The organism is Streptomyces sp. NPDC088810 (assembly GCF_044750305.1).
In the GTDB taxonomy this organism is placed as follows: Bacteria; Actinomycetota; Actinomycetes; order Streptomycetales; family Streptomycetaceae; genus Streptomyces.
This window is the reverse complement of record NZ_JBIVJQ010000005.1, coordinates 60899-81623: the sequence shown is the minus strand read 5'-3', so window position 1 is coordinate 81623 and position 20725 is coordinate 60899. Positions and strand designations below refer to the sequence as shown.

Sequence of the window (20725 nt, the reverse complement as noted above, 5' to 3'; positions counted from 1 at the left end):
CGTACGCGCGCGCAGCCGTCACGTCAGGCTATTGGCAAGTGCGGATGGCGCGTTCCGTCGGCTGATGCACCCTCAGACGTCAATAAAATAAGACAACATCGGTCCACCCGTCCGCTGTTCGGGGGATGGGTCCCGATAGGCTCGAACCTCGAAGCGGAGCCCATGGCCTGCCCGGATGGTGGAATGCAGACACGGCGAGCTTAAACCTCGCTGCCCCTTCGCGGGCGTGCCGGTTCAAGTCCGGCTCCGGGCACCTTCCGCCATCGACGTCACCCCCGCAGAGCACCGGACCACCGCACGACCGTTGACGGCGGCGTCCATGCGGTCGGAGACTCACGCCCCCGGCCAGACTCACGCCCCCCGCCATGCGGACCACCGTTGGGATCATCGGGGGCCGGCCGGCCGCGTGCTGGACATGACGACCCCGCTGCACCGGGCTCCGGACCGAGGCGTACGCCGGGTTTCCGCTCGGTTGGCCGTCCGTCCGTGGCCTGGAATCAGTCGTCCGCGTAGCGTGTTGGGCAGCACGGCAGGGGAAAGATCCTCCTCAAGTATCACGACGATCCTTTGCCAATCCATTACCCTTGAGGCCAAGGCTGCACTCGGCAGCCATGGAGGAGTGAAATGAGGAGCAGCAACCCGGTCTTCTCGCGACGGGGGTTCAGCCGCGACAACGGCTACGCCGGCTTCAACACCGCACCGCAGGCCGGGTACGCACAGGGCAACCCCTACGCGCAGAACCCCTACGCGCAGAACCCGTACGCGCAGCCGGACGCCCAGTACGGCGCCCCGCCGCAGGCCCCGGCCACCACCGACCGGATGACCATGGACGACGTCGTCGTCCGCTCGGCCCTCACGCTCGGCACGGTCGCCGTCGGCGCCGTCCTGGCCTGGGCGCTGCTGCCGGTCTCGGGCACCAGCTACGGCCTGGCCGTCGGTGCCGCGCTGATCGCGTTCGTCCTGGCGATGGTCCAGAGCTTCAAGCGCACCCCCTCGCCCGCGCTGATCCTGGGGTATGCGGCTTTCGAGGGTGTCTTCCTCGGCGTCTTCAGCGAGATGTTCAACAGCCGGTGGAGCGGCGCGCCCTTCCAGGCCGTGCTCGGCACCATGGCGGTCTCCGGCGCCACCCTGCTGGTCTACAAGGCCGGCTGGATCCGCGTCACCGCCCGCTACGCCCGCATCGGCATCGCCATCGCGATCGCCTTCATGGTGGTCATGGCGATCAACCTGCTGCTGGTCGCCTTCGGTGTCGCCGAGGACGGCGGCCTGCGCAGCTTCGGGCCGCTCGGCGCGCTCGTCGGCATCATCGCGATCCTGCTCGGCGCGTTCTTCCTGACCCTCGACTTCAAGCAGATCGAGGACGGCATCGCCTACGGCGCCCCGCGCAACGAGTCCTGGCTCGCCGCGTTCGGTCTGACCATGACCCTGGTGTGGATCTACGTCGAGATGCTGCGGCTGGTCGCGATCTTCAGCAGCAACGACTAGCGCATCCGCCGGTCACCGGCAGGGCCCCGGGCGATCCGCCCGGGGCCCTGTGCCGTTCAGAGCAGCTTGCGCGCCGCCCTCCTCAGGTCGTACTCGTGCACGAGCGCCTTCGCGTGGCCGTACGCGAGGTCGTACTCGTGCCGGAGCCAGCTGACCTTCTCCTCGAAGCGGAACAGAGACGGGCCTTCTTCGACGGTGCGCAGCCAGTCGGAGACTTCACGACCGGTGCAGTGGGGGATACGGGCGAGCAGATTGCGGTGGGTCTCCTCGGAGAAGACGTGGGACATCGGCGCCTCCGAACGCAAAGGGGATGTAAGCCGGTCCTTCAGGTCACCGTGCCTGAGCGTTCGCGTATTGGCAACAGTGCGGCACGTTACGCTCGGCGCGTGGTTGATACGACGCCCTTGACCCAAGCAGTGGATCACTTCGCCGACCGGTTGCGGGCGGCTCCGCAGAGCCGGCTGCAACGAGGCGCCGCCGCGCAGGCGCTTGCGCTGGCCCGGGAGTTGTCCGGGTGGGCGCAGCGGGTGGAGTCGCCCGGGGCCGAGCCCCGGGAGATGCCGGACGCGGGGATGTTCGCCGCCGCCGATCAGATCCTCGTCGCCGCGCACGACCTCGCGGTCGTGCTGCAGAGCGACGATCAGGTCACCGAGGCCGTGCGGTTGGTGGAGGAGGCGCGGAAGAGGGCGGGGGTCTGAGACCGGCGTCAGAAGGACGCGATCACCCTGTCGGCCAGGATGTACACCATCTCCTCGCCGCACGCGAACGTCAGCGTGTACGCGCCGGAGACGCCCGAGCCGCCCAGCAGGTACGGGGCCTCGCCGGACTCCAGGGCCGTTGCCAGGCGTTCCGCCGTCTCGCGGTGGCCCGGGGTCATGCACAGGGTGGTGCCGTCGGCGAAGACGTAGACGTCGAGGGTGCCCAGCGGGCCGGGGCGGACGTCGGAGAGTTCGACGCGCTCGGCGGCCAGCTCCTCCAGCGTGGTGACCGTGCGCTCGTGGTCGTTCACGGCCGGCGACTGCACCGGGACGAAGTCGGGGTGCGAGGGGTGTCGGCGGCGGGCCGCGGCCAGTTCGGGGGACTCCCCGGCGAACTCGTCGGCGTCGCCGCCCGGCTCGGACACCGGCTCCAGCGGCTCCAGGCCCGCGAAGTCCGCCTGCCGGGGCAGGAACACATCGACCTCGGGCAGACCGAGCAGCGTGGGCGTGTCGGAGGCGTCACGGGCCTCCTGCGCCGCCCAGAAGGCGCGCGCCTCGGCCAGCTCCCGCTCCCGCTCCTCGGCGAGCGCCTCGGCCACGGCCGCGCGTATCTGGTCGGCGCCGGCGCTGGTACGGGCGCCCGGCAGCAGGGCGTGCGTGGTCGCGGCCTGGTTCTCTGCGAGCTGCCGCTGGAGCTCCGCCAGCTGCCTGCGCAGCTTCAGGACGGTGCGCAGGACGGCGACGCCCACGGCGCCGGTGGCTGCCGTGGTGAGCAGCAGGGCGATCGGCATGGCGCTCACTGACATACTCCCGGTTCAAAGTCGACCCCCGACTTCCTACATCAGCTTGAAGGGCGGACTAACCAGCTGTCAGTGCGTAACGTCACGAAACGGACAGGACTTTGGGTTCGTGGTTTCGTCGTGCGCCGTGCTGACCCGCGCTGACCAGCACCGATGTGCCGGGCGAGCGAGATAGGTCACATCCTGGGGGAGATTGGATCACGGAAAGGCCCAGAACCTTGGCGTTTCCTCGGTTCTGGGCCTTTCTGCCACATAAAGTGGCTGATTCACTACGGACGGTGGGTCAGCTGAGGCGCTCGATGACCATCGCCATGCCCTGGCCGCCGCCGACGCACATCGTCTCCAGGCCGAACTGCTTGTCGTGCCACTGCAGCGAGTTGATGAGGGTGCCGGTGATGCGGGCGCCCGTCATGCCGAAGGGGTGGCCGACGGCGATGGCGCCGCCGTTGACGTTCAGCTTGTCGAGGTCGATGCCGAGCTCCTGGTACGAGGGGATCACCTGGGCGGCGAAAGCCTCGTTGATCTCGACCAGGTCGATGTCGCCGATGGTGAGGCCGGCACGCTGGAGGGCCTGCTTGCTGGCCTCGACCGGGCCGAGGCCCATGATCTCCGGGGAGAGGCCGGAGACGCCGGTGGACACGATCCGGGCGAGCGGGGTCAGGCCCAGCTCGCGCGCCTTGGTGTCGGACATGATGACGACCGCGGCGGCACCGTCGTTGAGCGGGCAGCAGTTGCCGGCGGTGACCAGCCCGTCCGGGCGGAAGACCGGCTTCAGACCCTGGACCGCCTCCAGGGTGACGCCGGCGCGCGGGCCGTCGTCCTTGCTGACCACCGTGCCGTCGGGCAGCGTCACCGGGGTGATCTCGCGCTCCCAGAAGCCGTTCTTGATGGCTTCCTCGGCGAGGTTCTGCGAGCGGACGCCGAACTCGTCCATCTCCTGGCGGCTGATGCCCTTGGCGCGGGCCAGGTTCTCCGCGGTCTGGCCCATCGCGATGTACGGGTCGGGCAGCAGGCCGTCCTCGCGCGGGTCGTGCCAGGTCGTGCCCTCCTGCTGGGCGACGGCCTCGGTGCGCGCCTGCGCCTCGGCGAACAGCGGGTTGTAGGTGCCCGGCATGTCGGAGCTGCCGTTGCGGTAGCTGGAGACCATCTCGACACCGGCCGAGATGAAGACGTCGCCCTCGCCGGCCTTGATGGCGTGCAACGCCATGCGGGAGGTCTGCAGGGAGGAGGAGCAGTAGCGGGTGATCGTGCAGCCCGGCAGGTGGTCCATGCCCATCTGCACGGCGACGATCCGGCCGAGGTTGTGGCCCTGCTCGCCGCCGGGGAGGCCGCAGCCGAGCATCAGGTCGTCGATGTCCCGCGGGTCCAGCTCGGGGATCTTGGCGAGCGCCGCCTGGATGATCGTGGCGGTCAGGTCGTCGGGGCGCAGGTCCTTCAGGGAGCCCTTGTTCGCGCGGCCGATGGGAGAGCGGGCGGTCGAGACGATGACGGCTTCGGGCATCACGGCTCCAGGGGAAGGGGGTTAGGCAGGGCCGGTTGGGAAGTTACCCGGCCGTACTTCTGAGGTCATCGGTGTCGGGGTGTGACACTGGCCGCACTTTCTAAGCGCTTGCTTGGCTCGGGGTGGCGCCGGTCAGAGCGACGGGGTCGCCGGCTCGGCCTCATGGACCCGGCGCCGGCGCCTCCGCTTCAGCAGGGCCCAGGGACCCCGCGGACCGGTGGGCATCGCCGCCGTCACCTCGGTACCGGCCTCCGACGCGGCCTCGGCCGCCGCCCGGGCGACCGGCAGGAAACCCTCGCGGCGCGACACGTCCGGCCGCTCCTCCTCGGCCGGCCACAGGCCCAGCGCCGCGCACACCGTCGGCAGCACCGCCATCGCCGCCGTCGCGTACCCCTCCGCCGAGGGGTGGTAGTTGTCCGGCCCGAACAGCTCCCGCGGATTCGCCTCGAACTCCGGGCCGAGCAGGTCGCCCAGCGACACCGTGCGCCCGCCCTGCTCCACCACCCCGATCGTCTGGGCCGCCGCCAGCTGCCGGGACGCCCGCCGGGCCAGCCAGCGCAGCGGCTGCTGCACCGGCTCGATGGTGCCGAGGTCGGGACAGGTGCCGACCACCACCTCGGCACCGGCCGTGCGCAGCCGTCGTACGGCCGCCGCCAGGTGCCGTACCGAGCGGGTCGGCGGCATCCGGTGGGTCACGTCGTTCGCGCCGATCATGATCACGCAGATGTCCGGGACGGGGGAGGGGGACGACAGCACCAGGGCCACCTGCCGGTCCAGGTCGTCGGACTGGGCCCCGGGCGACGCCACGTTCCGCAGCTCCACCGGCCGCTCCGCCACCGCCGCCAGCCCCGAGGCCAGCAGCGCGCCCGGGGTCTGGCCCGCCCGGTGCACACCCTGCCCCGCCGCCGTGGAGTCGCCCAGCATGGTCAGGCGCAGGGGCGGTTCGCCGGGGATGTCGTACGCGTGGCCGTACACGCCGTCGGCCACCGGCACCCGGCCGCCGGTGCCGTTGCCCACATGGCGCCGCGCCAGCCGCAGCTCCGCCAGCACCAGACCGACCACGGCCGCGCCGGCCAGCCCGACCCCGCCGCCGCCGTACGCCGCCCCGGCCGCGATGCGCCGGGCCACCCGTGCCCTCGACATGCTCGTCATGCGTCGCCGACACCTCCTTGTAGCGGTACACCCACTCCTTGCCCCGTACCGACCGTGCGTCAATCTCAACGCCCCGTGAACGACCGCGCTCGCCTCACCGCTGGCCTTAGGCTGGCGACACCACTACGAACAGTTCTTTTGCAGCGACCGGAGACAACGGTGCGATACCACGACTCGATGATCAGCCTCGTCGGCAACACCCCGCTGGTGCGGCTCAACAACGTGACCAAGGGCATCCAGGCAACCGTCCTGGCCAAGGTGGAGTACTTCAACCCGGGCGGCTCCGTGAAGGACCGCATCGCCCTGCGCATGATCGAGGCCGCCGAGCAGAGCGGGGAGCTGAAGCCGGGCGGCACGATCGTCGAGCCGACCAGTGGCAACACCGGTGTGGGGCTTGCCATCGTGGCCCAGCAGAAGGGCTACAAGTGCATCTTCGTGTGCCCCGACAAGGTGAGCACCGACAAGATCAACGTGCTGCGGGCCTACGGCGCCGAGGTGGTCGTGTGCCCGACCGCCGTCGCGCCGGAGCACCCGGACTCCTACTACAACGTCTCCGACCGGCTGGTCCGGGAGACCCCGGGCGCCTGGAAGCCCGACCAGTACTCCAACCCCAACAACCCCCTGTCGCACTATCACTCGACCGGCCCCGAGCTGTGGGAGCAGACCGAGGGGAAGATCACCCACTTCGTGGCGGGAGTCGGCACCGGCGGCACCATCTCCGGCACCGGCCGCTACCTGAAGGAGGCCAGCCAGGGGAAGGTCAAGGTCATCGGCGCCGACCCCGAGGGCTCGGTGTACTCCGGCGGCTCCGGGCGGCCGTACCTGGTCGAGGGCGTCGGTGAGGACTTCTGGCCGACCGCCTACGACCGCGGCGTCGCGGACGAGATCGTCGCCGTCTCCGACAAGGACTCCTTCCAGATGACCCGCCGGCTGGCCAAGGAGGAGGGCCTGCTGGTGGGCGGCTCCTGCGGCATGGCCGTCGTGGCCGCGCTGGAGGTCGCCTCGCGGCTCGGCCCGGACGACGTCGTGGTCGTGCTGCTGCCCGACAGCGGCCGCGGCTACCTCAGCAAGATCTTCAACGACGAGTGGATGGCCGACTACGGCTTCCTGGAGGACGAGGGCCCCAGCGCCCGCGTCGGCGACGTCCTGAACGACAAGGCGGCCGGTGCCATCCCGTCCCTGGTGCACATGCACCCGGAGGAGACCGTCGGCGAGGCCATCGAGGTGCTGCGCGAGTACGGCGTCTCGCAGATGCCCGTCGTCAAGCCGGGCGCCGGCCACCCCGACGTCATGGCCGCCGAGGTCGTCGGGTCCGTGGTGGAACGGGAGCTGCTGGACGCCCTGTTCAGCAAGCGGGCCTCGCTGGAGGACCCGCTGGAGAAGCACATGTCCGCCCCGCTGCCCCAGGTCGGCTCCGGCGAGCCGGTCGGCGACCTGATGTCCGTGCTCGGCTCGGCCGATGCGGCGATCGTCCTGGTCGAGGGCAAGCCGACCGGTGTGGTCAGCCGGCAGGACCTGCTGGCCTTCCTGGCCAAGGGCGGCAACAAGTAGCGAACGGCCGGTGAACCGCCCGCGACCTCGGGGGACTTGGGGTGCGGGCGGGGTTCGCGCAAGTGGTACGAGCGTGTCACGTGTACGCAGCACCTGCTTAACACGCGTCCGGCACAGTAGTGGGTGTCGGCAGGGAGGGGCTCTCCTCCCGGGCCGGCGCCGAACGGCGCCAAGGACCTCCGGAGCGGCTCCCGGACCTCCATGGACGCCACGGACGCGGGGGCCCGGCCTGACCCGGCCCGCGTCCCTCGCGGGGACCGCCGTCGTCCCGCCCCCCGGCAACGGGGGTGCGGCGGTCCCCGCGCAAACCCCTCCCGCCGGCACCGGCCTCAGACGGTGGCCCAACTCCCCAGCAGCGCCAGGCGCTCCGCCGTCTCCGAGCCCGGTTCCGGGGTGTACGCCACGATCGTCTGCTCCGGGTCCGTCGGGGTCGTCATGGTCTCGTACGGCAGGGTCAGCAGGCCCGCGACCGGGTGCCGTACCTTCTTCACGCCGTACGCGCACTCCCTGACCTCGTGGTCCGCCCACAGCCGGCGGAAGTCCTCGCTCCTGACCGAGAGTTCGCCGACCAGGGCGCACAGCTCGGGGTCGGCGGCGTACCGGCCCGCGTTCACCCGCAGATGGGCCACCGTCTGGGCGGCGACCGCGTGCCACTCGGGGTACAGCTCCCGGCCGGCCGGGTCCAGGAAGACCAGCCGGGCCACGTTCCGCTCGGCCGGAGCCAGCCGGCTGAAGCCGTTCACCGCGTCGCCGAGCGCGTTCCAGGCCAGGACGTCCATGCGGCGGCCCAGCACGAACGCCGGGCTGTGCTCCATGGCGTCCAGGAGGAGCTGCACACCGGGGCGGACGCGGGACGGGCCGGCCGGCTGCTTGCGCTGCCGGCGCGGCCGGGCCACCGTACGCAGGTACGCCTGCTCGGTCTCGTCCAGCCGCAGCACCCGCGCGACGGAGTCCAGGACGGCGTCGCTGACGCTCGTGCCCCGGCCCTGTTCCAGCCGGATGTAGTAGTCGACGCTCACGCCCGCGAGCTGGGCCACCTCCTCGCGGCGCAGCCCCGGCACCCGGCGCCGCCCGTGCGCGGGCAGCCCGACCTCCTCCGGCCGGATGCGGGCGCGGCGCGAGCGCAGGAAGTCGCCCACCTCTGCTTCGGTCCAGTCCCCGTTCATGCGCCGATCGTAGGCGAGGGGCGCGGCCCGCATCCTGGTACTGGCAGACCCAGGAAAACCGTATCCCTGGGTACGGCCGCCGGACGCGGCGAGAGTGGTGCCAGCCGCCGGGGACCAGCCCCGGTGCGAACCGCCCAGGGGGAATCCCATGTCGTACGCGAACCTGTCCGGCCGTACCGCCGTCGTCACCGGAGCCGCCAGCGGGATCGGCGAGGCCGTCGCCCTGCACCTGGCCGCCGAGGGCGCCCGGGTGGCGCTGCTCGCCCGGCGCGCGGACCGGCTTCATGCGCTGGTGGAGAAGATCCGGGCCGAGGGCGGCGAGGCGCTCGCCGTGGCCGCCGACGTCACCGACGACGCGTCCGTCGAGGCGGCCCGGGACCGGATCCACGAGGCGTTCGGCGCCGTCGACCTCGTCGTCAACAACGCCGGTGTCATGCTGCCGAACCCGATCCAGGAGGGCCGGCTCGACGAGTGGCAGCGGATGCTCGACACCAACGTCACCGGCGTGCTGCGGGTCATCCGCGCCTTCGGCGCCGGTCTGGTGGCCGCCGCCGGCGAGGGCCGCACCGCCGACCTGGTGAACATCTCCTCGATCGGCGCCCACGTCCCGTTCCCGAACTACGCGGTCTACGGCGCCACGAAGGCCGCCGTCACCTATCTCTCGCAGTCCCTGCGCACCGAGTTCGGGCCGCAGGACGTCCGGGTCACCAACATCGAGCCGGGGCTGACGGAGACCGAGCTGAAGACGCACGTCGACAGCGCGGAGCTGTCCGGGCAGCTGGACGGCATGTTCGAGGTGATCGGCGGGCTGGCGGCGGCGGACGTCGCGGACGTCGTCGCCTACGTCGCCAGCCGCCCCCGGCACGTCAACCTGCGCCAGATCATGGTGCTGCCGACCCGGCAGGCCTGACGCCCCGGGGCGCCGGTCACCCGTCCCGGGGCGAGCGGTCGCGGCCGCCCCGGCCGGCGAGCAGCTCCGGGTGGATCCGTACGGCCTGCACCGCGTTGACGCCGACGATGCCGATCCAGGTGACCACCATCCCGGACATCCCGGCGAAGGCGCCGGCGATCGAGGACAGCGGGATCGCCAGGACCAGGGTGATCAGGGCGAAGCCGTAGCGCTCGCCCCAGGAGTCGGCCGGCCTGGGCCGCCGGGTCTCGCGTGCCGTCTCCAGCTGCTGCTCGGCCAGCTGCCGCCGCACCCGGCGGTCCACCGTGTCGTCGATCCGCTGCCCCACCTTCTCCAGGAAGGACTCCACCAGCGCCGTGTCGTAGTCCTCGCCCAGTTCCCGGCGGGCCCGCACGGTCGCGTCGAGGTCCTTGCCGAGGTTGGGGTCCGCCCGGAGGCCGGCGTCCCGGGGCTCGCGTGTGGTCATGGCGGTCAGCCTAGGGAGCGGTCGGCTCCGCCGCACTGGGGCTAGCCCCCCGGTCCGGGTCGGGCCGGCCACCGCGTTGCGCCGCGCGACGGCGAGGGCGTCCCGGCTCCGCCGCGGCCATGCGTTCCCCCCGCGCTGGGCTGTATAACGGTATGCAGCGACACGTTGTCTGAATAGGCGGCCCGTGTTCGTCCATGCCTGGGCGCTGTACTCTCCCGGGGCGTCGAGGAATCCGGAGGGGGAGTTACGTGATGAGCGGGACCGACAGCCCTGCCAACCGACTGCAGGCGCTCTTCGAGGGCCACCGGCTCACGCCGACCCAGCGCCGCATCGCGCACAGCATGGTGCGCCGGGCCGCCGACGTGCCCTTCCTGTCCAGCGTGGAGCTGGCCGAACTGGCCGGGGTCAGCCAGCCCTCGGTGACCCGGTTCGCGGTCGCCCTCGGCTTCGACGGCTACCCCGCCCTGCGCCGACACCTGCGCGAGGTCGTCCCGGCCGAACCGGCCGCCGAGGCCTCCGCCTACAACGAGTACCAGCAGGCCGTCGAGGCCGAGATCGAGAACCTGAGGCACCTGGCCGAGCTGCTCGCCGACCCGCGCCCGGTGCAGCAGGCCGGCCGGATCCTCGCCGCCTCCCGCCCGCTGCCGGTGCTCGGACTGCGCGCCGCCGCCTCCCAGGCCTACGGCTTCGCCTACTTCGCCGCCAAGGTCCACCCGGACGTCCGGCTGCTCAACGAGGGCGGCACGATGATCCACGACCGCATCGACGCCGCCGTCCGCGCGGGCGCCACCTCCCTGCTGTGCTTCGCGCTGCCCCGGCACCCCCGCGAGGTCGTGGACACCCTCGCCTACGCCAAGGACGCCGGCCTGACCGTGGTCACGGTCGCCGACTCGGCGTTCGCGCCGGTCGCCAAGCACTCCGACCTGCTGCTGCCCGCCGCCGTCGGCACCGGACTCGCCTTCGACACCGCGTGCGCCCCGATGCTGCTCGGCCGGGTGCTGCTGGAGGCCCTGTGCGACGACCTGCCGGACGCCCAGGCCCGGCTGGAGGAGTTCGACGCGAACGCGGCGGCCCGCGGACTGTTCGTGGAATGAGCGGGCCCCGCCGCTCTCAGATTCGTCTCACGTTCTGCTAGTAGCTTCCCTGCGAGACACATGCGCTGTGGGGACACGTGACACGGGAGGCTGACGTGGCGCGCGGAGGACAGGGACTGGCTCGGGTGGCCGTCGTCGTACGGGCGGGGGCCGCCCCGCTGTGGTGGCTCGGTGTGGTCGCCGCGGGGATCGGGATGGTGCCGGAGGGAGTGACCGGGCGCCGGATCGGCGTGCTGGCCGGGGCCGCGCTGTTCCTGGCCGGCGCGGCCGTCGTGGCACTCGCCCGGCGGGCCCGGTACGCCGCCCTCGCCCGCGGGGCGGCCCGCGCGGGCAAGTACGACGTCCTGCAGGACCGGGCGGTGACCGTGCGCGCCTGGCGCCGGGGCCACCGCTGGTGGCTGCTGCTGGGCGGGGCGCTCGCGCTCGGCTCCGCCTTCGCGGTGCCCGCGGCCGGCGGCATGCTGCTGGCCGGGTTCGGCACCGGGCTGCGGCTGAAGGCCGCCTGGCTCGGGCGGCTGGAGCGGGCCCAGGAGACGCTGCTGTGGGTGCGCGTCGACTGGCTCGACCGGCGCGGCGGGCGCCCGGCGGGCATGGCCGTGAAGGGCCTGCGCGGTACCGGCATCGCGGCCGGCGACGCGGCCCCCGGCGGGGCCCGCCGCCGTACCGCGGCCCTGGTCTGAGTCGCCGTCAGACCTCCAGGTCCTCCTCGATCCGCTTCAGCTGGTGCCGGGCCATCGCCAGGTTGGCCCGGGCCGCGTCCAGCACCAGGTAGAGGAACAGGCCGTTGCCGCCGCGGCCCTTGAGCAGCCGGATCAGGTGGTACTGGTCCGACAGGGTGATCAGGATGTCCTCGATCTCGGCCTTGAGGCCCAGGTGTTCCATCGTGCGCATCTTGGCGCGGATGACGTCGGTGTTGCCGGCGGCGGCCACGTTCAGGTCGAAGCTCTTGCTGCCGCCCATCGTGCCCAGCGCCATCCCGCTGGTGTAGTCGACGAGCGCGACGCCGGTGGCGCCCTCGATGGAGGTGAGGGCTTCCTTCAGTGCGGTCTCGGTGTTGGCCATGGTGGTCCCTTTCAGCTGTCGGTTGCGGTGCGTGCCTCGGCGGCCGTGGTGCGGGGCGCGCGGGGGGTGCGGGGGCGTGCGGGGGTGGTCCTGGGCAGCGGACGTACGGCCTCGGCGGCGTCCAGCAGCTCTCCGATGCGGGCGCCGGCCCGGCGGCCCTCCAGGTGCAGCCGGCCGACGTTGACCCGGTCCTGGGCGAGCAGGGTCAGGACGGCGGTGCGGCCGGCCGCGTAGGTGGCGATGTAGCCGCGCTCGCCGCGCACCAGCAGCTCCCGGAAGCCGCCGTGCCCGGTGGCGTCGGTGACCCGTACCGCGACGCCGAGCGCGGCCGCGGTGAGCGCGGCCAGGCCGTCCGGGTCGACGCCGGGGGTGTCGTGGGCGACGACGAGGCCGTCGACGCCGGCCGCGAGGGCGCCGGTGAGCTGCGGCACCCGGGTGCGCAGCCGGCGCAGCTCGTCCACGACGGTGCGCAGGTCCTCTTCGGCCGCCATCAGCTGTCTCCTCTCGGCGGGGCGGTGCCGTTCAAAGCGCCTCCAGCGCATCCCTGAGCCTCTTCAGCAGCGCGATGTCGGGGTCGGTGGTGACCGGGTGGGGCGGTGGTGGTGGCGGGGCGGGTGCCGTGGGCGCGGGCGCGATCTGCCCGGCCGCCGTGAGCCGGCGTACGTCGACCAGCGTGTGGAACGCCTGCCGGCCCAGGTTCCGGGCGATGTCGGTGGCCGTGCGGACGCCGTCCACCCGGTCCAGGACGGCCCGCTGCCGGGGCGTGACCGGCGCGCCCGGGGTGCGGCCGGCGGCCGGGTCCGCGCGGATCAGCGGGGCGCTGTCGGCGGCCGGGTCGGGCCACAGCCGGTGCAGCAGCAGCCGGCGGCGCAGCGTCTCGCGTTCCAGCGCGACGACCGGGACCGAGGGCAGCGGGCCGAGGCGGGGCGCGTGGTCGTACCGGAACCGCCCCGGGGTGCTGCTCGGGGCCAGCGCGAAGTACCCGGCGTCGTACAGCGCGTCCAGGTGGCACAGCTCCAGCGCGCCCGTGGGCAGCACCCCGGAGCGCAGCAGGAGTTCGGCCGCGTGCAGGGGGCCCGGGGTCCGGGCCACGGCCTGCTGCCAGGCGGCGGCCGCGAGCGTGCCGTGGGCCGTGAGGAGCACGTCGAGGCCGGGGGCGAGGGGGCTCTCGGCGTGCACCACCCGGCCCTCGGCGAGGTGCAGGACACCGTGTTCGCGGACCAGGACGCCGGTGGCCCGCTCCTCGGCGAGCCGGGTCAGCATCGGGGACAGGGCGCGGGTGGCCGCCTTGTCCCGCACGGGCAGGGCCGGCTGCGGGGTGCTGACCACGGTCATCCCAGCACCAGCCGGGCTGCCATCTCGCCGAGCCGGATCCGGGCGAGCGCGAGGTTGCCCTCCTCACGGCCGAGCCACAGGTGCAGGAACACGCTGCTGTCGAAGGACGTGTCCACGAAGCGCAGCAGGTGGTAGCTGTCACCGTTGCTGATGATCACGTCCTCCACGGGCGGCAGCTCGTCGCCGGCCGCCGCGAAGGTGCCGTGCTCGGCGGCCATCCGGGCCAGTTCGGCGGCCTCGGCGGCGGTCGTCTCGTGGTCGCCGCCGGGCGCCTCCCCGACCGTGCCGAGGGCCAGTCCGCTCGTCCAGTCCACCAGCGCGGCCCCCCGGGCACCGGGCAGCCGCATCGCTTCCAGTAAGCACTCGTCGATTCCGGGCACCGTGGCTCCCCTCCCGCCTGGGACTCCGGCTGAGTGACGCCGACACTACGCAACGTAGGTGGGGGAGGTGAGGCCTTTGGCATTTTCCGGTGGAACATGCGTCCGGCGTACTAGTGTGGGTCAACTGACGTGTGTGTCATGACCGTTGCACCATTTGTTCGAGGGTGGACCGGGTCCGTCAACGGCTCCTGGATGCATAGAGGGTGGTGAGCGCGGAAGCGTGCGCCCCTCCGGATTCGGCCACCACGTCCGCGAGCGTCTGCGGCTCCCGCACGACCGCGAAGGCCACGCCCCCGGCGCCGTCCGGCGCGTAGCCGTAGATGCCCGGCCGGGCCAGGGAGTTGTAGGCGTAGTGGTGGGCGAAGCCGTACGCGCCCGTGTCCAGCGCCGCCGCGTAGTCGCCCTGCTCCAGCAGCGGCAGCGCGCGCCCCTCGGCGAGCAGATCGCCCGAGAAGCAGGCCGGCCCGGCCACGTCCTGTACCACCTCCGGTCCCGTCTTCGGCCGCCCCTTGGCGTCGTACGCGGCGATCCGCAGCGGCCAGGTCCCCGGGACGTACACCGTCCGTGCCGCCACCTGCACGCCCGCGTGGGTCACCGCGATCCGCCGCCCGCCCGCGCTCTTGGCGTACTCCACCCGGGCCACCACCGTCCCGTGCTTGGCCAGCAGCGACCGCCCGAACTCGGTCACCAGCCCGTACCGCCCGTCGAACAGCCCCGGCACCTGGCCGGCCAGCACGCGCGCGTACCCGGCGTACGTCGGCTCCGTCGCCTCCGACCCGACGTTCACCGGCAGCCCGCCGCCGATGTCGATCGTGTCCACCTGCCGCCGGCCCACGGCCGCGTTGATCTCCTCCGCGAGCGCGTACACCTCCGCCACGCCCCGCGCCAGCAGCGGCAGCGGGATGCCCTGCGAGCCGGTGTGTACGTGCAGCCGGGTCAGCCACGGCCGCTCCGCACAGGCCCGTACGACCCACTCGCGCGCCCCCTCGTCCCGCAGGGCCACCCCGAACTTCGAGGTCCGCGTCGCCGTGGAGGTCGCCCCGATGGTGCCGGCGCCGATCTGCGGGTTGACCCGGAGCCCGAGCGGGGACCGGACCGGGGCGGAGCGCACGAGGGCGTCGAGCCGGTCCAGCTCCTGCGGGTTGTCGGCGTTCACCGCGATGCCCAGGTCCAGCGCCTCGCGCAGCTCCGCCGGGGTCTTCGCCGGCGAGTCCAGCACCGTCCGGGCGGGCGGCACCCCGGCCGCCCGGGCCAGCGCCAGCTCGCCGGGGCTGGCCACCTCGGCGCCGATGCCCGCCTCGTGCAGCAGCCGCACCACCGGCACCAGCGGGGTCGCCTTCACTGCGAAGGCGTGCAGCACCGGGGTGCCGGGCGCCGTCACCGCGTCGAACGCCGCCCGCAGCGCCGCCGCCGACTCCCGGATTCCGGTGACGTCCAGCAGGCCCGCCACGGCCGCGTCCGGGCCCAGCAGCCCCTGCTCGACGGCCGCCCGCACCGCCTGGTCCCGCCGGTCCGCCCGCTCCCGGGCCTCGCTGTCGATGTCCGCCATGGGTCTTTCCGTCCTGTCTCGGCTACCGGTGCTTCCAGCCAAACACCCGCCGCGCGCGGACGTGGCGCTCCGGTCTATTGACTAGCTCTATTCAGACGGACAGGATGTGAATAGACGTAGGCACAGGAGGAGGCAGACGATGTCGGGACCCCGCCCCGTACGAGCACCGCGCGGCACGGAACTGAGCGCTCTGGGATGGCAGCAGGAAGCCGCCCTGCGCATGCTGCAGAACAACCTCGACCCCGAGGTGGCCGAGCACCCCGACAAGCTCGTCGTCTACGGCGGCACCGGCAAGGCCGCGCGTGACTGGCGCTCCTTCGACGCCATGGTCCGCACGCTGAAGACCCTCAAGCAGGACGAGACCATGCTGGTCCAGTCCGGCCGCCCGGTCGGCGTCATGCAGACCCACGAATGGGCCCCGCGCGTCCTCATCGCCAACTCCAACCTGGTCGGCGACTGGGCCAACTGGGAGGAGTTCCGCCGCCTGGAGGCCCTCGGCCTGACCATGTACGGCCAGATGACGGCCGGCTCCTGGATCTACATCGGCACCCAGGGCATCCTCCAGGGCACCTACGAGACCTTCGCCGCCGTCGCCGCGAAGAAGTTCCACGGCACCCTCGCCGGGACGATCACGCTCACCGCCGGCCTGGGCGGCATGGGCGGCGCCCAGCCGCTCGCCGTCACCATGAACGACGGCGTCGCGATCTGCATCGACTGCGACCCGCGCGCCATCGAGCGCCGCATCGAGCACCGCTACCTCGACGTCAAGGCCGACTCCCTCGACCACGCCCTCCAGCTGGCCGTCGAGGCCCGGGACGCCCGGCGCCCGCTGTCCATCGGCGTCCTCGGCAACGCGGCCGAGCTGGTCCCGCAGCTGCTCGCGATGAACGCCCCCATCGACATCGTCACCGACCAGACCTCCGCCCACGACCCGCTGTCCTACCTTCCGGTGGGCGTGGCCTTCGAGGACATGGCCTCCGAGGCGGCGAAGGACCCGGCCGGCTTCACCACGCGCGCGCGGGAGTCCATGGCGCAGCACGTGGAGGCCATGGTCGGCTTCATGGACGCCGGCGCCGAGGTCTTCGACTACGGCAACTCCATCCGCGGCGAGGCCCAGCTGGCCGGCTACGGCCGCGCGTTCGCCTTCCCCGGCTTCGTCCCCGCCTACATCCGCCCCCTCTTCTGCGAGGGCAAGGGCCCCTTCCGCTGGGCGGCCCTGTCCGGCGACCCGGCGGACATCGCCAAGACCGACAAGGCGATGCTGGAGCTGTTCCCCGAGAACGAGTCCCTGGCCCGCTGGATCAAGCTGGCCGGCGAGAGGGTCCACTTCCAGGGCCTGCCCGCGCGCATCTGCTGGCTCGGCTACGGCGAGCGCGACAAGGCCGGCGAGCGCTTCAACGACATGGTGGCGAGCGGTGAGCTGGCCGCGCCGCTGGCCATCGGCCGGGACCACCTCGACTGCGGATCCGTCGCCTCTCCGTACCGCGAGACCGAGGCCATGCTCGACGGGTCCGACGCGATCGCGGACTGGCCGCTGCTGAACGCGATGGTCAACGTGGCTTCCGGTGCGTCCTGGGTGTCCATCCACCACGGTGGCGGTGTGGGCATGGGGCGGTCCCTCCACGCCGGTCAGGTGACGGTGGCCGACGGCACGAAGCTGGGTGGCGAGAAGATCCGGCGCGTTCTCACCAACGACCCGGGGATGGGCGTCATCCGGCACGTGGACGCGGGGTACGACATCGCGGAGTCCGTGGCCGCGGAGCGGGGGGTCCGGGTGCCGATGCGTGAGGGTGACGAGGCGTGACCCAGGGTTCAGGGAGCCCGCCGTCCTTCCATGAGATGTGGCGCGGGCTGCTCCCCATCGGCCGGCACCCCGGCTCCGGTGGTTACCGGCGTTACGCCTGGACCGGGGCGGACGCCGAGTGCCGGGCCTGGTTCCGGCAGCAGGCCGAGGACCGGGGGCTGGCCTACGAGGTCGACCGGAACGGGAACCAGTGGGCCTGGCTCGGCGACCCCGCCGCCGGGGACGCCGTCGTCACGGGGTCGCACCTCGACTCCGTGCCGGACGGCGGGGCCTTCGACGGGCCCCTCGGGGTGGTGTCCTCCTTCGCCGCGCTGGACGAACTGCGCGGGCGGGGAGCGGAGTTCGCCAAGCCCCTCGCCCTCGTCAACTTCGGGGACGAGGAGGGGGCCCGGTTCGGGCTCGCCTGTGTCGGGTCCCGGCTGACCGCCGGGCAGCTGACCGTCGAGCAGGCGCACCGGCTCACCGACGGGGACGGGGTCAGCCTGCCGCGCGCCATGGAGGCCGCCGGGTACGACCCCGAGGCCATCGGGCCCGACCCCGAGCGGCTGGCCCGGATCGGTGCCTTCGTGGAGCTGCACGTCGAACAGGGCCGCGCGCTGGACCTGTCCGGCGACCGGGTCGGCGTCGCCAGTGCCATCTGGCCGCACGGGCGGTGGCGGTTCGACTTCCGGGGCGAGGCCAACCACGCCGGCACCACCCGGCTGGTGGACCGCCGCGACCCCATGCTGTCGTACGCCGAGACCGTGCTCGCCGCCCGCCGCGAGGCCGAACTCGCCGGTGCCGTCGCCACCTTCGGCAAGATCTCCGTCGAGCCCAACGGGGTCAACGCGATCCCGTCCCTCGTGCGCGGCTGGCTCGACTCCCGCGCCGCCGACCAGGACACCCTGGACACGGTGGTGGGCGGCATCGAGAAGGCGGCCCGGGAGTACGCCGACGCCCACGGCATCGATCTGGACGTCGTCCGGGAGTCCTTCACCCCCGTCGTGGAGTTCGACCACGCCCTGCGGGACGAACTCGGCCGCATCCTGGGCAAGGACACCGGCCTGACGGTGCCCGTCCTCGGCACCGGCGCGGGACACGACGCCGGGATCCTGTCCGGGAGCATTCCGACCGCCATGCTGTTCGTGCGCAACCCCACCGGTGTCTCGCACTCCCCGGCCGAGTTCGCGGCCGAGGACGACTGCGTGGCCGGGGTGCACGCACTCGCCGACGTACTGGAAGGGCTGGCCTGCAGGTGACCAAGGGGACCTACTGGTTGGAGCACGCCTGGCTCGGCACGAACGTCGAGCCGGGCGTGGCCGTCGAGGTCGCGGACGGGCGGATCAGTGCCGTCCGCACCGGGACGCCCGCCCCGCCGCCCGGAGCCGAGGTGCTGCGCGGGCTGACCCTGCCGGGGCTCGCCAACGCCCACAGCCATGCCTTCCACCGGGCGCTGCGCGGCACCGTCCAGGTCGGCTCCGGAACCTTCTGGACCTGGCGCGAGGTGATGTACTCCGTCGCCGACCACCTGACCCCGGAGACCTACCACGCCCTGGCGCGCGCGGTGTACGCCGAGATGGCCCTCGCCGGCATCACCTGTGTCGGCGAGTTCCACTACGTGCACCACGCCCCCGGCGGCACCCCCTACGCCGACCCCAACGCCATGGGCGAGGCGCTGATCGCGGCCGCCGCCGAGGCCGGCATCCGCATCACCCTCCTCGACACCTGTTACCTCTCCTCCGGCTTCGGCGAGGCCCCGAACAGCCACCAGCTGCGGTTCTCCGACGGCAGCGCGGAGGCGTGGGCCGAACGCTGTGCAGTTCTCAAGGAGCGGGACCACGCACGGATCGGAGCGGCGATCCACTCGGTACGGGCCGTGCCCGCCGCCCAGTTGGCGACCGTGGCGGGCTGGGCGCAGGAGCGGCGGGCCCCGCTGCACGTGCACCTGTCGGAGCAGACCGCCGAGAACGACGCCTGCCTCGCCGCCCACGGCCGCACCCCCACCCGGCTGCTCGCCGACCACGGTGTCCTCGGGCCGCGCACCACCGGGGTGCACAACACCCACCTCACCGACGAGGACATCGCCCTGCTCGGCGGCTCGGGCACCGGCACCTGCATGTGCCCCACCACCGAACGGGACCTGGCCGACGGCATCGGCCCGGCCGTCGCCCTCCAGCGGGCCGGGTCCCCGCTCTCCCTCGGCTCCGACAGCCACGCCGTCATCGACCTGCTCGAAGAGGCACGCGCGATGGAGCTGAACGAGCGGCTGCGCACCCGCACCCGGGGCCACTGGACGGCCGCCGCCCTGCTGCGGGCCGCCACCTCCGACGGCCACGCCGCCCTGGGCTGGGACGAGGCCGGCACGATCGAACCGGGTGCGCTCGCCGACCTGACGACGATCGCGCTGGACTCGGTCAGGACGGCCGGGCCGCTGCCCGGACTGGGCGCCGAGACGGCCGTATTCGCGGCGGGCGCGGCCGACGTGCGGCATACGGTCGTGGGCGGCCGGCATGTCGTACGCGACGGGGCGCACACGCTCGTACCGGACGTGCCGCAGGCCCTCGCGCGGGCGGTCGAAGCCCTCCGCGCCTGACGATCACCCACGAGGACACCATGAGCAGCAGCACCGTCATCACCAACATCGCCACGCTGGTCACCAACGACCCCTCCCTCGGCGACAACTCCCCCCTCGGCCTGATCCAGGACGCGGCCGTCGTCATCGACGGCGACCGTGTCGCGTGGACCGGTGAATCCAGCAAAGCACCCGCCACTGACAACCGGGTCGACGCGGGCGGCCGGGCGGTGCTGCCGGGCTTCGTGGACTCCCACTCGCACCTGGTGTTCGCGGGCGACCGGACGCAGGAGTTCAACGCCCGCATGTCCGGCCGCTCCTACACGGCGGGCGGCATCCGCACCACGGTCGCGGCCACCCGGGCCGCGAGCGACGCGGAACTGGAGGCGAACCTCACCCGTTACCTCGACGAGGCGCTCCGCCAGGGCACGACGACGTTCGAGACCAAGTCGGGCTACGGCCTCACGGTCGAGGACGAGTCCCGCGCCCTGCGCCTCGCGGCGCGGCACACCGACGAGGTGACGTACCTCGGCGCGCACATCGTCAGCCCCGACTACGCCGACGACCCGGCAGCCTATGTCGCCCTGGTCACCGGCGAGATGCTGGACGCCTGCGCGCCGCACGCCCGCTGGATCGACGTCTTCTGCGAGAAGGGCGCCTTCGACGGCGACCAGGCCCGCGCGATCCTCACCGCCGGCAAGGCGAAGGGCCTGCACCCGCGCATCCACGCCAACCAGCTCTCCTACGGCCCCGGCGTGCAGCTCGCCGTCGAACTGGACGCGGCCAGCGCCGACCACTGCACCCACCTCACGGACGCGGACGTGGACGCCCTGGCCAACAGCGCGACGGTCGCCACCCTGCTCCCCGGCGCCGAGTTCTCCACCCGCGCCGAGTGGCCGGACGCGCGCCGCCTCCTGGACGCCGGTGTGACGGTCGCCCTCTCCACGGACTGCAACCCCGGCTCGTCGTTCACGTCCTCCGTCCCCTTCTGTATCGCGCTGGCCGTCCGCGACATGCGGATGACCCCGGACGAGGCGGTCTGGGCGGCCACGGCCGGCGGCGCCGCCGCCCTCCGCCGCACCGACATCGGCCGCCTCACCCCGGGCGCCTTCGCCGACCTGACCCTCCTGGACGCGCCCAGCCACGTCCACCTGGCCTACCGGCCGGGCGTGCCGCTGGTCAGTGGGGTGTGGCGGCGCGGAGCCCGGGTGGTGTGAACCC

At 72.9% G+C, this 20725-nt stretch carries 21 protein-coding genes and 1 tRNA gene; 11 read left to right on the top strand and 11 right to left on the bottom strand.

Going from position 1 to position 20725, the window contains the following annotated elements:
* Positions 1 to 169: 169 nt before the first annotated feature.
* Together ACIP4Y_RS18160 and ACIP4Y_RS18155 are read left to right on the top strand one after the other, a co-directional pair.
* Positions 170 to 253: transfer RNA gene (locus tag ACIP4Y_RS18160), tRNA-Leu, on the top strand.
* A 371-nt stretch (positions 254 to 624) separates the two neighbouring features.
* On the top strand, positions 625 to 1485 hold the full coding sequence (locus tag ACIP4Y_RS18155) for a Bax inhibitor-1/YccA family protein (RefSeq protein ID WP_401394141.1): 861 nt from the start codon (positions 625 to 627) through the stop codon (positions 1483 to 1485).
* A gap of 56 nt (positions 1486 to 1541) precedes the next feature.
* Here the strand turns inward: ACIP4Y_RS18155 and ACIP4Y_RS18150 are convergent, their stop codons facing one another.
* Positions 1542 to 1772, bottom strand: coding sequence for a DUF4287 domain-containing protein (locus ACIP4Y_RS18150; protein WP_358640582.1), 231 nt, complete (start codon positions 1770 to 1772; stop codon positions 1542 to 1544).
* 99 nt (positions 1773 to 1871) lie between these two features.
* Here ACIP4Y_RS18150 and ACIP4Y_RS18145 point away from each other — a divergent pair, with 99 nt between their 5' ends.
* Positions 1872 to 2183 (top strand): hypothetical protein, encoded by a 312-nt coding sequence (locus tag ACIP4Y_RS18145; protein WP_358640580.1) that lies wholly within the window; start codon positions 1872 to 1874, stop codon positions 2181 to 2183.
* 8 nt (positions 2184 to 2191) lie between these two features.
* On the opposite strand, the gene ACIP4Y_RS18140 is transcribed toward ACIP4Y_RS18145, so the two are convergent.
* The 3 genes from ACIP4Y_RS18140 to ACIP4Y_RS18130 form a co-directional block, all read right to left on the bottom strand.
* Complete coding sequence (locus ACIP4Y_RS18140; protein ID WP_358640578.1) at positions 2192 to 2983, bottom strand: LapA family protein; 792 nt, start codon at positions 2981 to 2983, stop codon at positions 2192 to 2194.
* A 283-nt stretch (positions 2984 to 3266) separates the two neighbouring features.
* Positions 3267 to 4484: an acetyl-CoA C-acetyltransferase gene (locus ACIP4Y_RS18135; protein ID WP_358640576.1), complete on the bottom strand. Its 1218-nt coding sequence runs from the start codon at positions 4482 to 4484 to the stop codon at positions 3267 to 3269.
* 132 nt (positions 4485 to 4616) lie between these two features.
* Positions 4617 to 5636: an SGNH/GDSL hydrolase family protein gene (locus tag ACIP4Y_RS18130; RefSeq protein WP_401394135.1), complete on the bottom strand. Its 1020-nt coding sequence runs from the start codon at positions 5634 to 5636 to the stop codon at positions 4617 to 4619.
* A 159-nt stretch (positions 5637 to 5795) separates the two neighbouring features.
* Between ACIP4Y_RS18130 and ACIP4Y_RS18125 the strand changes: the two genes are divergently transcribed.
* Positions 5796 to 7187, top strand: coding sequence for a cystathionine beta-synthase (locus ACIP4Y_RS18125; protein WP_401394132.1), 1392 nt, complete (start codon positions 5796 to 5798; stop codon positions 7185 to 7187).
* Between the two features lie 329 nt (positions 7188 to 7516).
* On the opposite strand, the gene ACIP4Y_RS18120 is transcribed toward ACIP4Y_RS18125, so the two are convergent.
* A complete protein-coding gene (locus ACIP4Y_RS18120) occupies positions 7517 to 8353 on the bottom strand; it encodes a helix-turn-helix transcriptional regulator (protein WP_401394130.1) in 837 nt (278 codons plus the stop codon).
* A gap of 148 nt (positions 8354 to 8501) precedes the next feature.
* Between ACIP4Y_RS18120 and ACIP4Y_RS18115 the strand changes: the two genes are divergently transcribed.
* A complete protein-coding gene (locus tag ACIP4Y_RS18115) occupies positions 8502 to 9263 on the top strand; it encodes an SDR family oxidoreductase (protein ID WP_401394127.1) in 762 nt (253 codons plus the stop codon).
* A 16-nt stretch (positions 9264 to 9279) separates the two neighbouring features.
* On the opposite strand, the gene ACIP4Y_RS18110 is transcribed toward ACIP4Y_RS18115, so the two are convergent.
* Positions 9280 to 9729 (bottom strand): hypothetical protein, encoded by a 450-nt coding sequence (locus tag ACIP4Y_RS18110; RefSeq protein ID WP_358640567.1) that lies wholly within the window; start codon positions 9727 to 9729, stop codon positions 9280 to 9282.
* 251 nt (positions 9730 to 9980) lie between these two features.
* Between ACIP4Y_RS18110 and ACIP4Y_RS18105 the strand changes: the two genes are divergently transcribed.
* The gene (locus ACIP4Y_RS18105) at positions 9981 to 10823 is read left to right on the top strand and encodes a MurR/RpiR family transcriptional regulator (RefSeq protein WP_401394124.1); all 843 of its coding nucleotides are present in this window, start codon (positions 9981 to 9983) and stop codon (positions 10821 to 10823) included.
* Positions 10824 to 10918: 95 nt separating this feature from the next.
* Entirely contained in the window at positions 10919 to 11503 is a 585-nt protein-coding gene (locus tag ACIP4Y_RS18100; protein WP_401394121.1) for a hypothetical protein, read from the top strand.
* A gap of 7 nt (positions 11504 to 11510) precedes the next feature.
* Here ACIP4Y_RS18100 and ACIP4Y_RS18095 read toward each other — a convergent pair whose 3' ends face one another.
* The 5 genes from ACIP4Y_RS18095 to ACIP4Y_RS18075 all read right to left on the bottom strand — a co-directional run bounded on the left by ACIP4Y_RS18095 (position 11511) and on the right by ACIP4Y_RS18075 (position 15149).
* On the bottom strand, positions 11511 to 11885 hold the full coding sequence (locus tag ACIP4Y_RS18095; protein WP_358640561.1) for a hypothetical protein: 375 nt from the start codon (positions 11883 to 11885) through the stop codon (positions 11511 to 11513).
* Between the two features lie 11 nt (positions 11886 to 11896).
* Complete coding sequence (locus ACIP4Y_RS18090; protein WP_401394117.1) at positions 11897 to 12376, bottom strand: roadblock/LC7 domain-containing protein; 480 nt, start codon at positions 12374 to 12376, stop codon at positions 11897 to 11899.
* A gap of 31 nt (positions 12377 to 12407) precedes the next feature.
* Entirely contained in the window at positions 12408 to 13220 is an 813-nt protein-coding gene (locus ACIP4Y_RS18085; RefSeq protein ID WP_401394114.1) for a transcriptional regulator, read from the bottom strand.
* Complete coding sequence (locus tag ACIP4Y_RS18080; RefSeq protein ID WP_358640556.1) at positions 13217 to 13600, bottom strand: hypothetical protein; 384 nt, start codon at positions 13598 to 13600, stop codon at positions 13217 to 13219. Before ACIP4Y_RS18080 ends, ACIP4Y_RS18085 begins: the two co-directional genes overlap by 4 nt.
* 178 nt (positions 13601 to 13778) lie before the next feature.
* A complete protein-coding gene (locus ACIP4Y_RS18075) occupies positions 13779 to 15149 on the bottom strand; it encodes a diaminopimelate decarboxylase (protein ID WP_401394110.1) in 1371 nt (456 codons plus the stop codon).
* A 139-nt stretch (positions 15150 to 15288) separates the two neighbouring features.
* Here ACIP4Y_RS18075 and hutU point away from each other — a divergent pair, with 139 nt between their 5' ends.
* From hutU to hutI, 4 genes are read left to right on the top strand one after another with little or no spacing between them, the layout of a single operon-like run.
* On the top strand, positions 15289 to 16953 hold the full coding sequence (gene hutU, locus ACIP4Y_RS18070; protein WP_358640552.1) for a urocanate hydratase: 1665 nt from the start codon (positions 15289 to 15291) through the stop codon (positions 16951 to 16953).
* 35 nt (positions 16954 to 16988) lie between these two features.
* Entirely contained in the window at positions 16989 to 18191 is a 1203-nt protein-coding gene (locus tag ACIP4Y_RS18065; protein ID WP_401395185.1) for an allantoate amidohydrolase, read from the top strand.
* A complete protein-coding gene (locus ACIP4Y_RS18060; protein ID WP_401394106.1) occupies positions 18188 to 19525 on the top strand; it encodes a formimidoylglutamate deiminase in 1338 nt (445 codons plus the stop codon). Before ACIP4Y_RS18065 ends, ACIP4Y_RS18060 begins: the two co-directional genes overlap by 4 nt.
* 20 nt (positions 19526 to 19545) lie before the next feature.
* Complete coding sequence (gene hutI / locus ACIP4Y_RS18055; protein WP_401394103.1) at positions 19546 to 20721, top strand: imidazolonepropionase; 1176 nt, start codon at positions 19546 to 19548, stop codon at positions 20719 to 20721.
* The last annotated feature ends 4 nt before the right edge of the window (positions 20722 to 20725 follow it).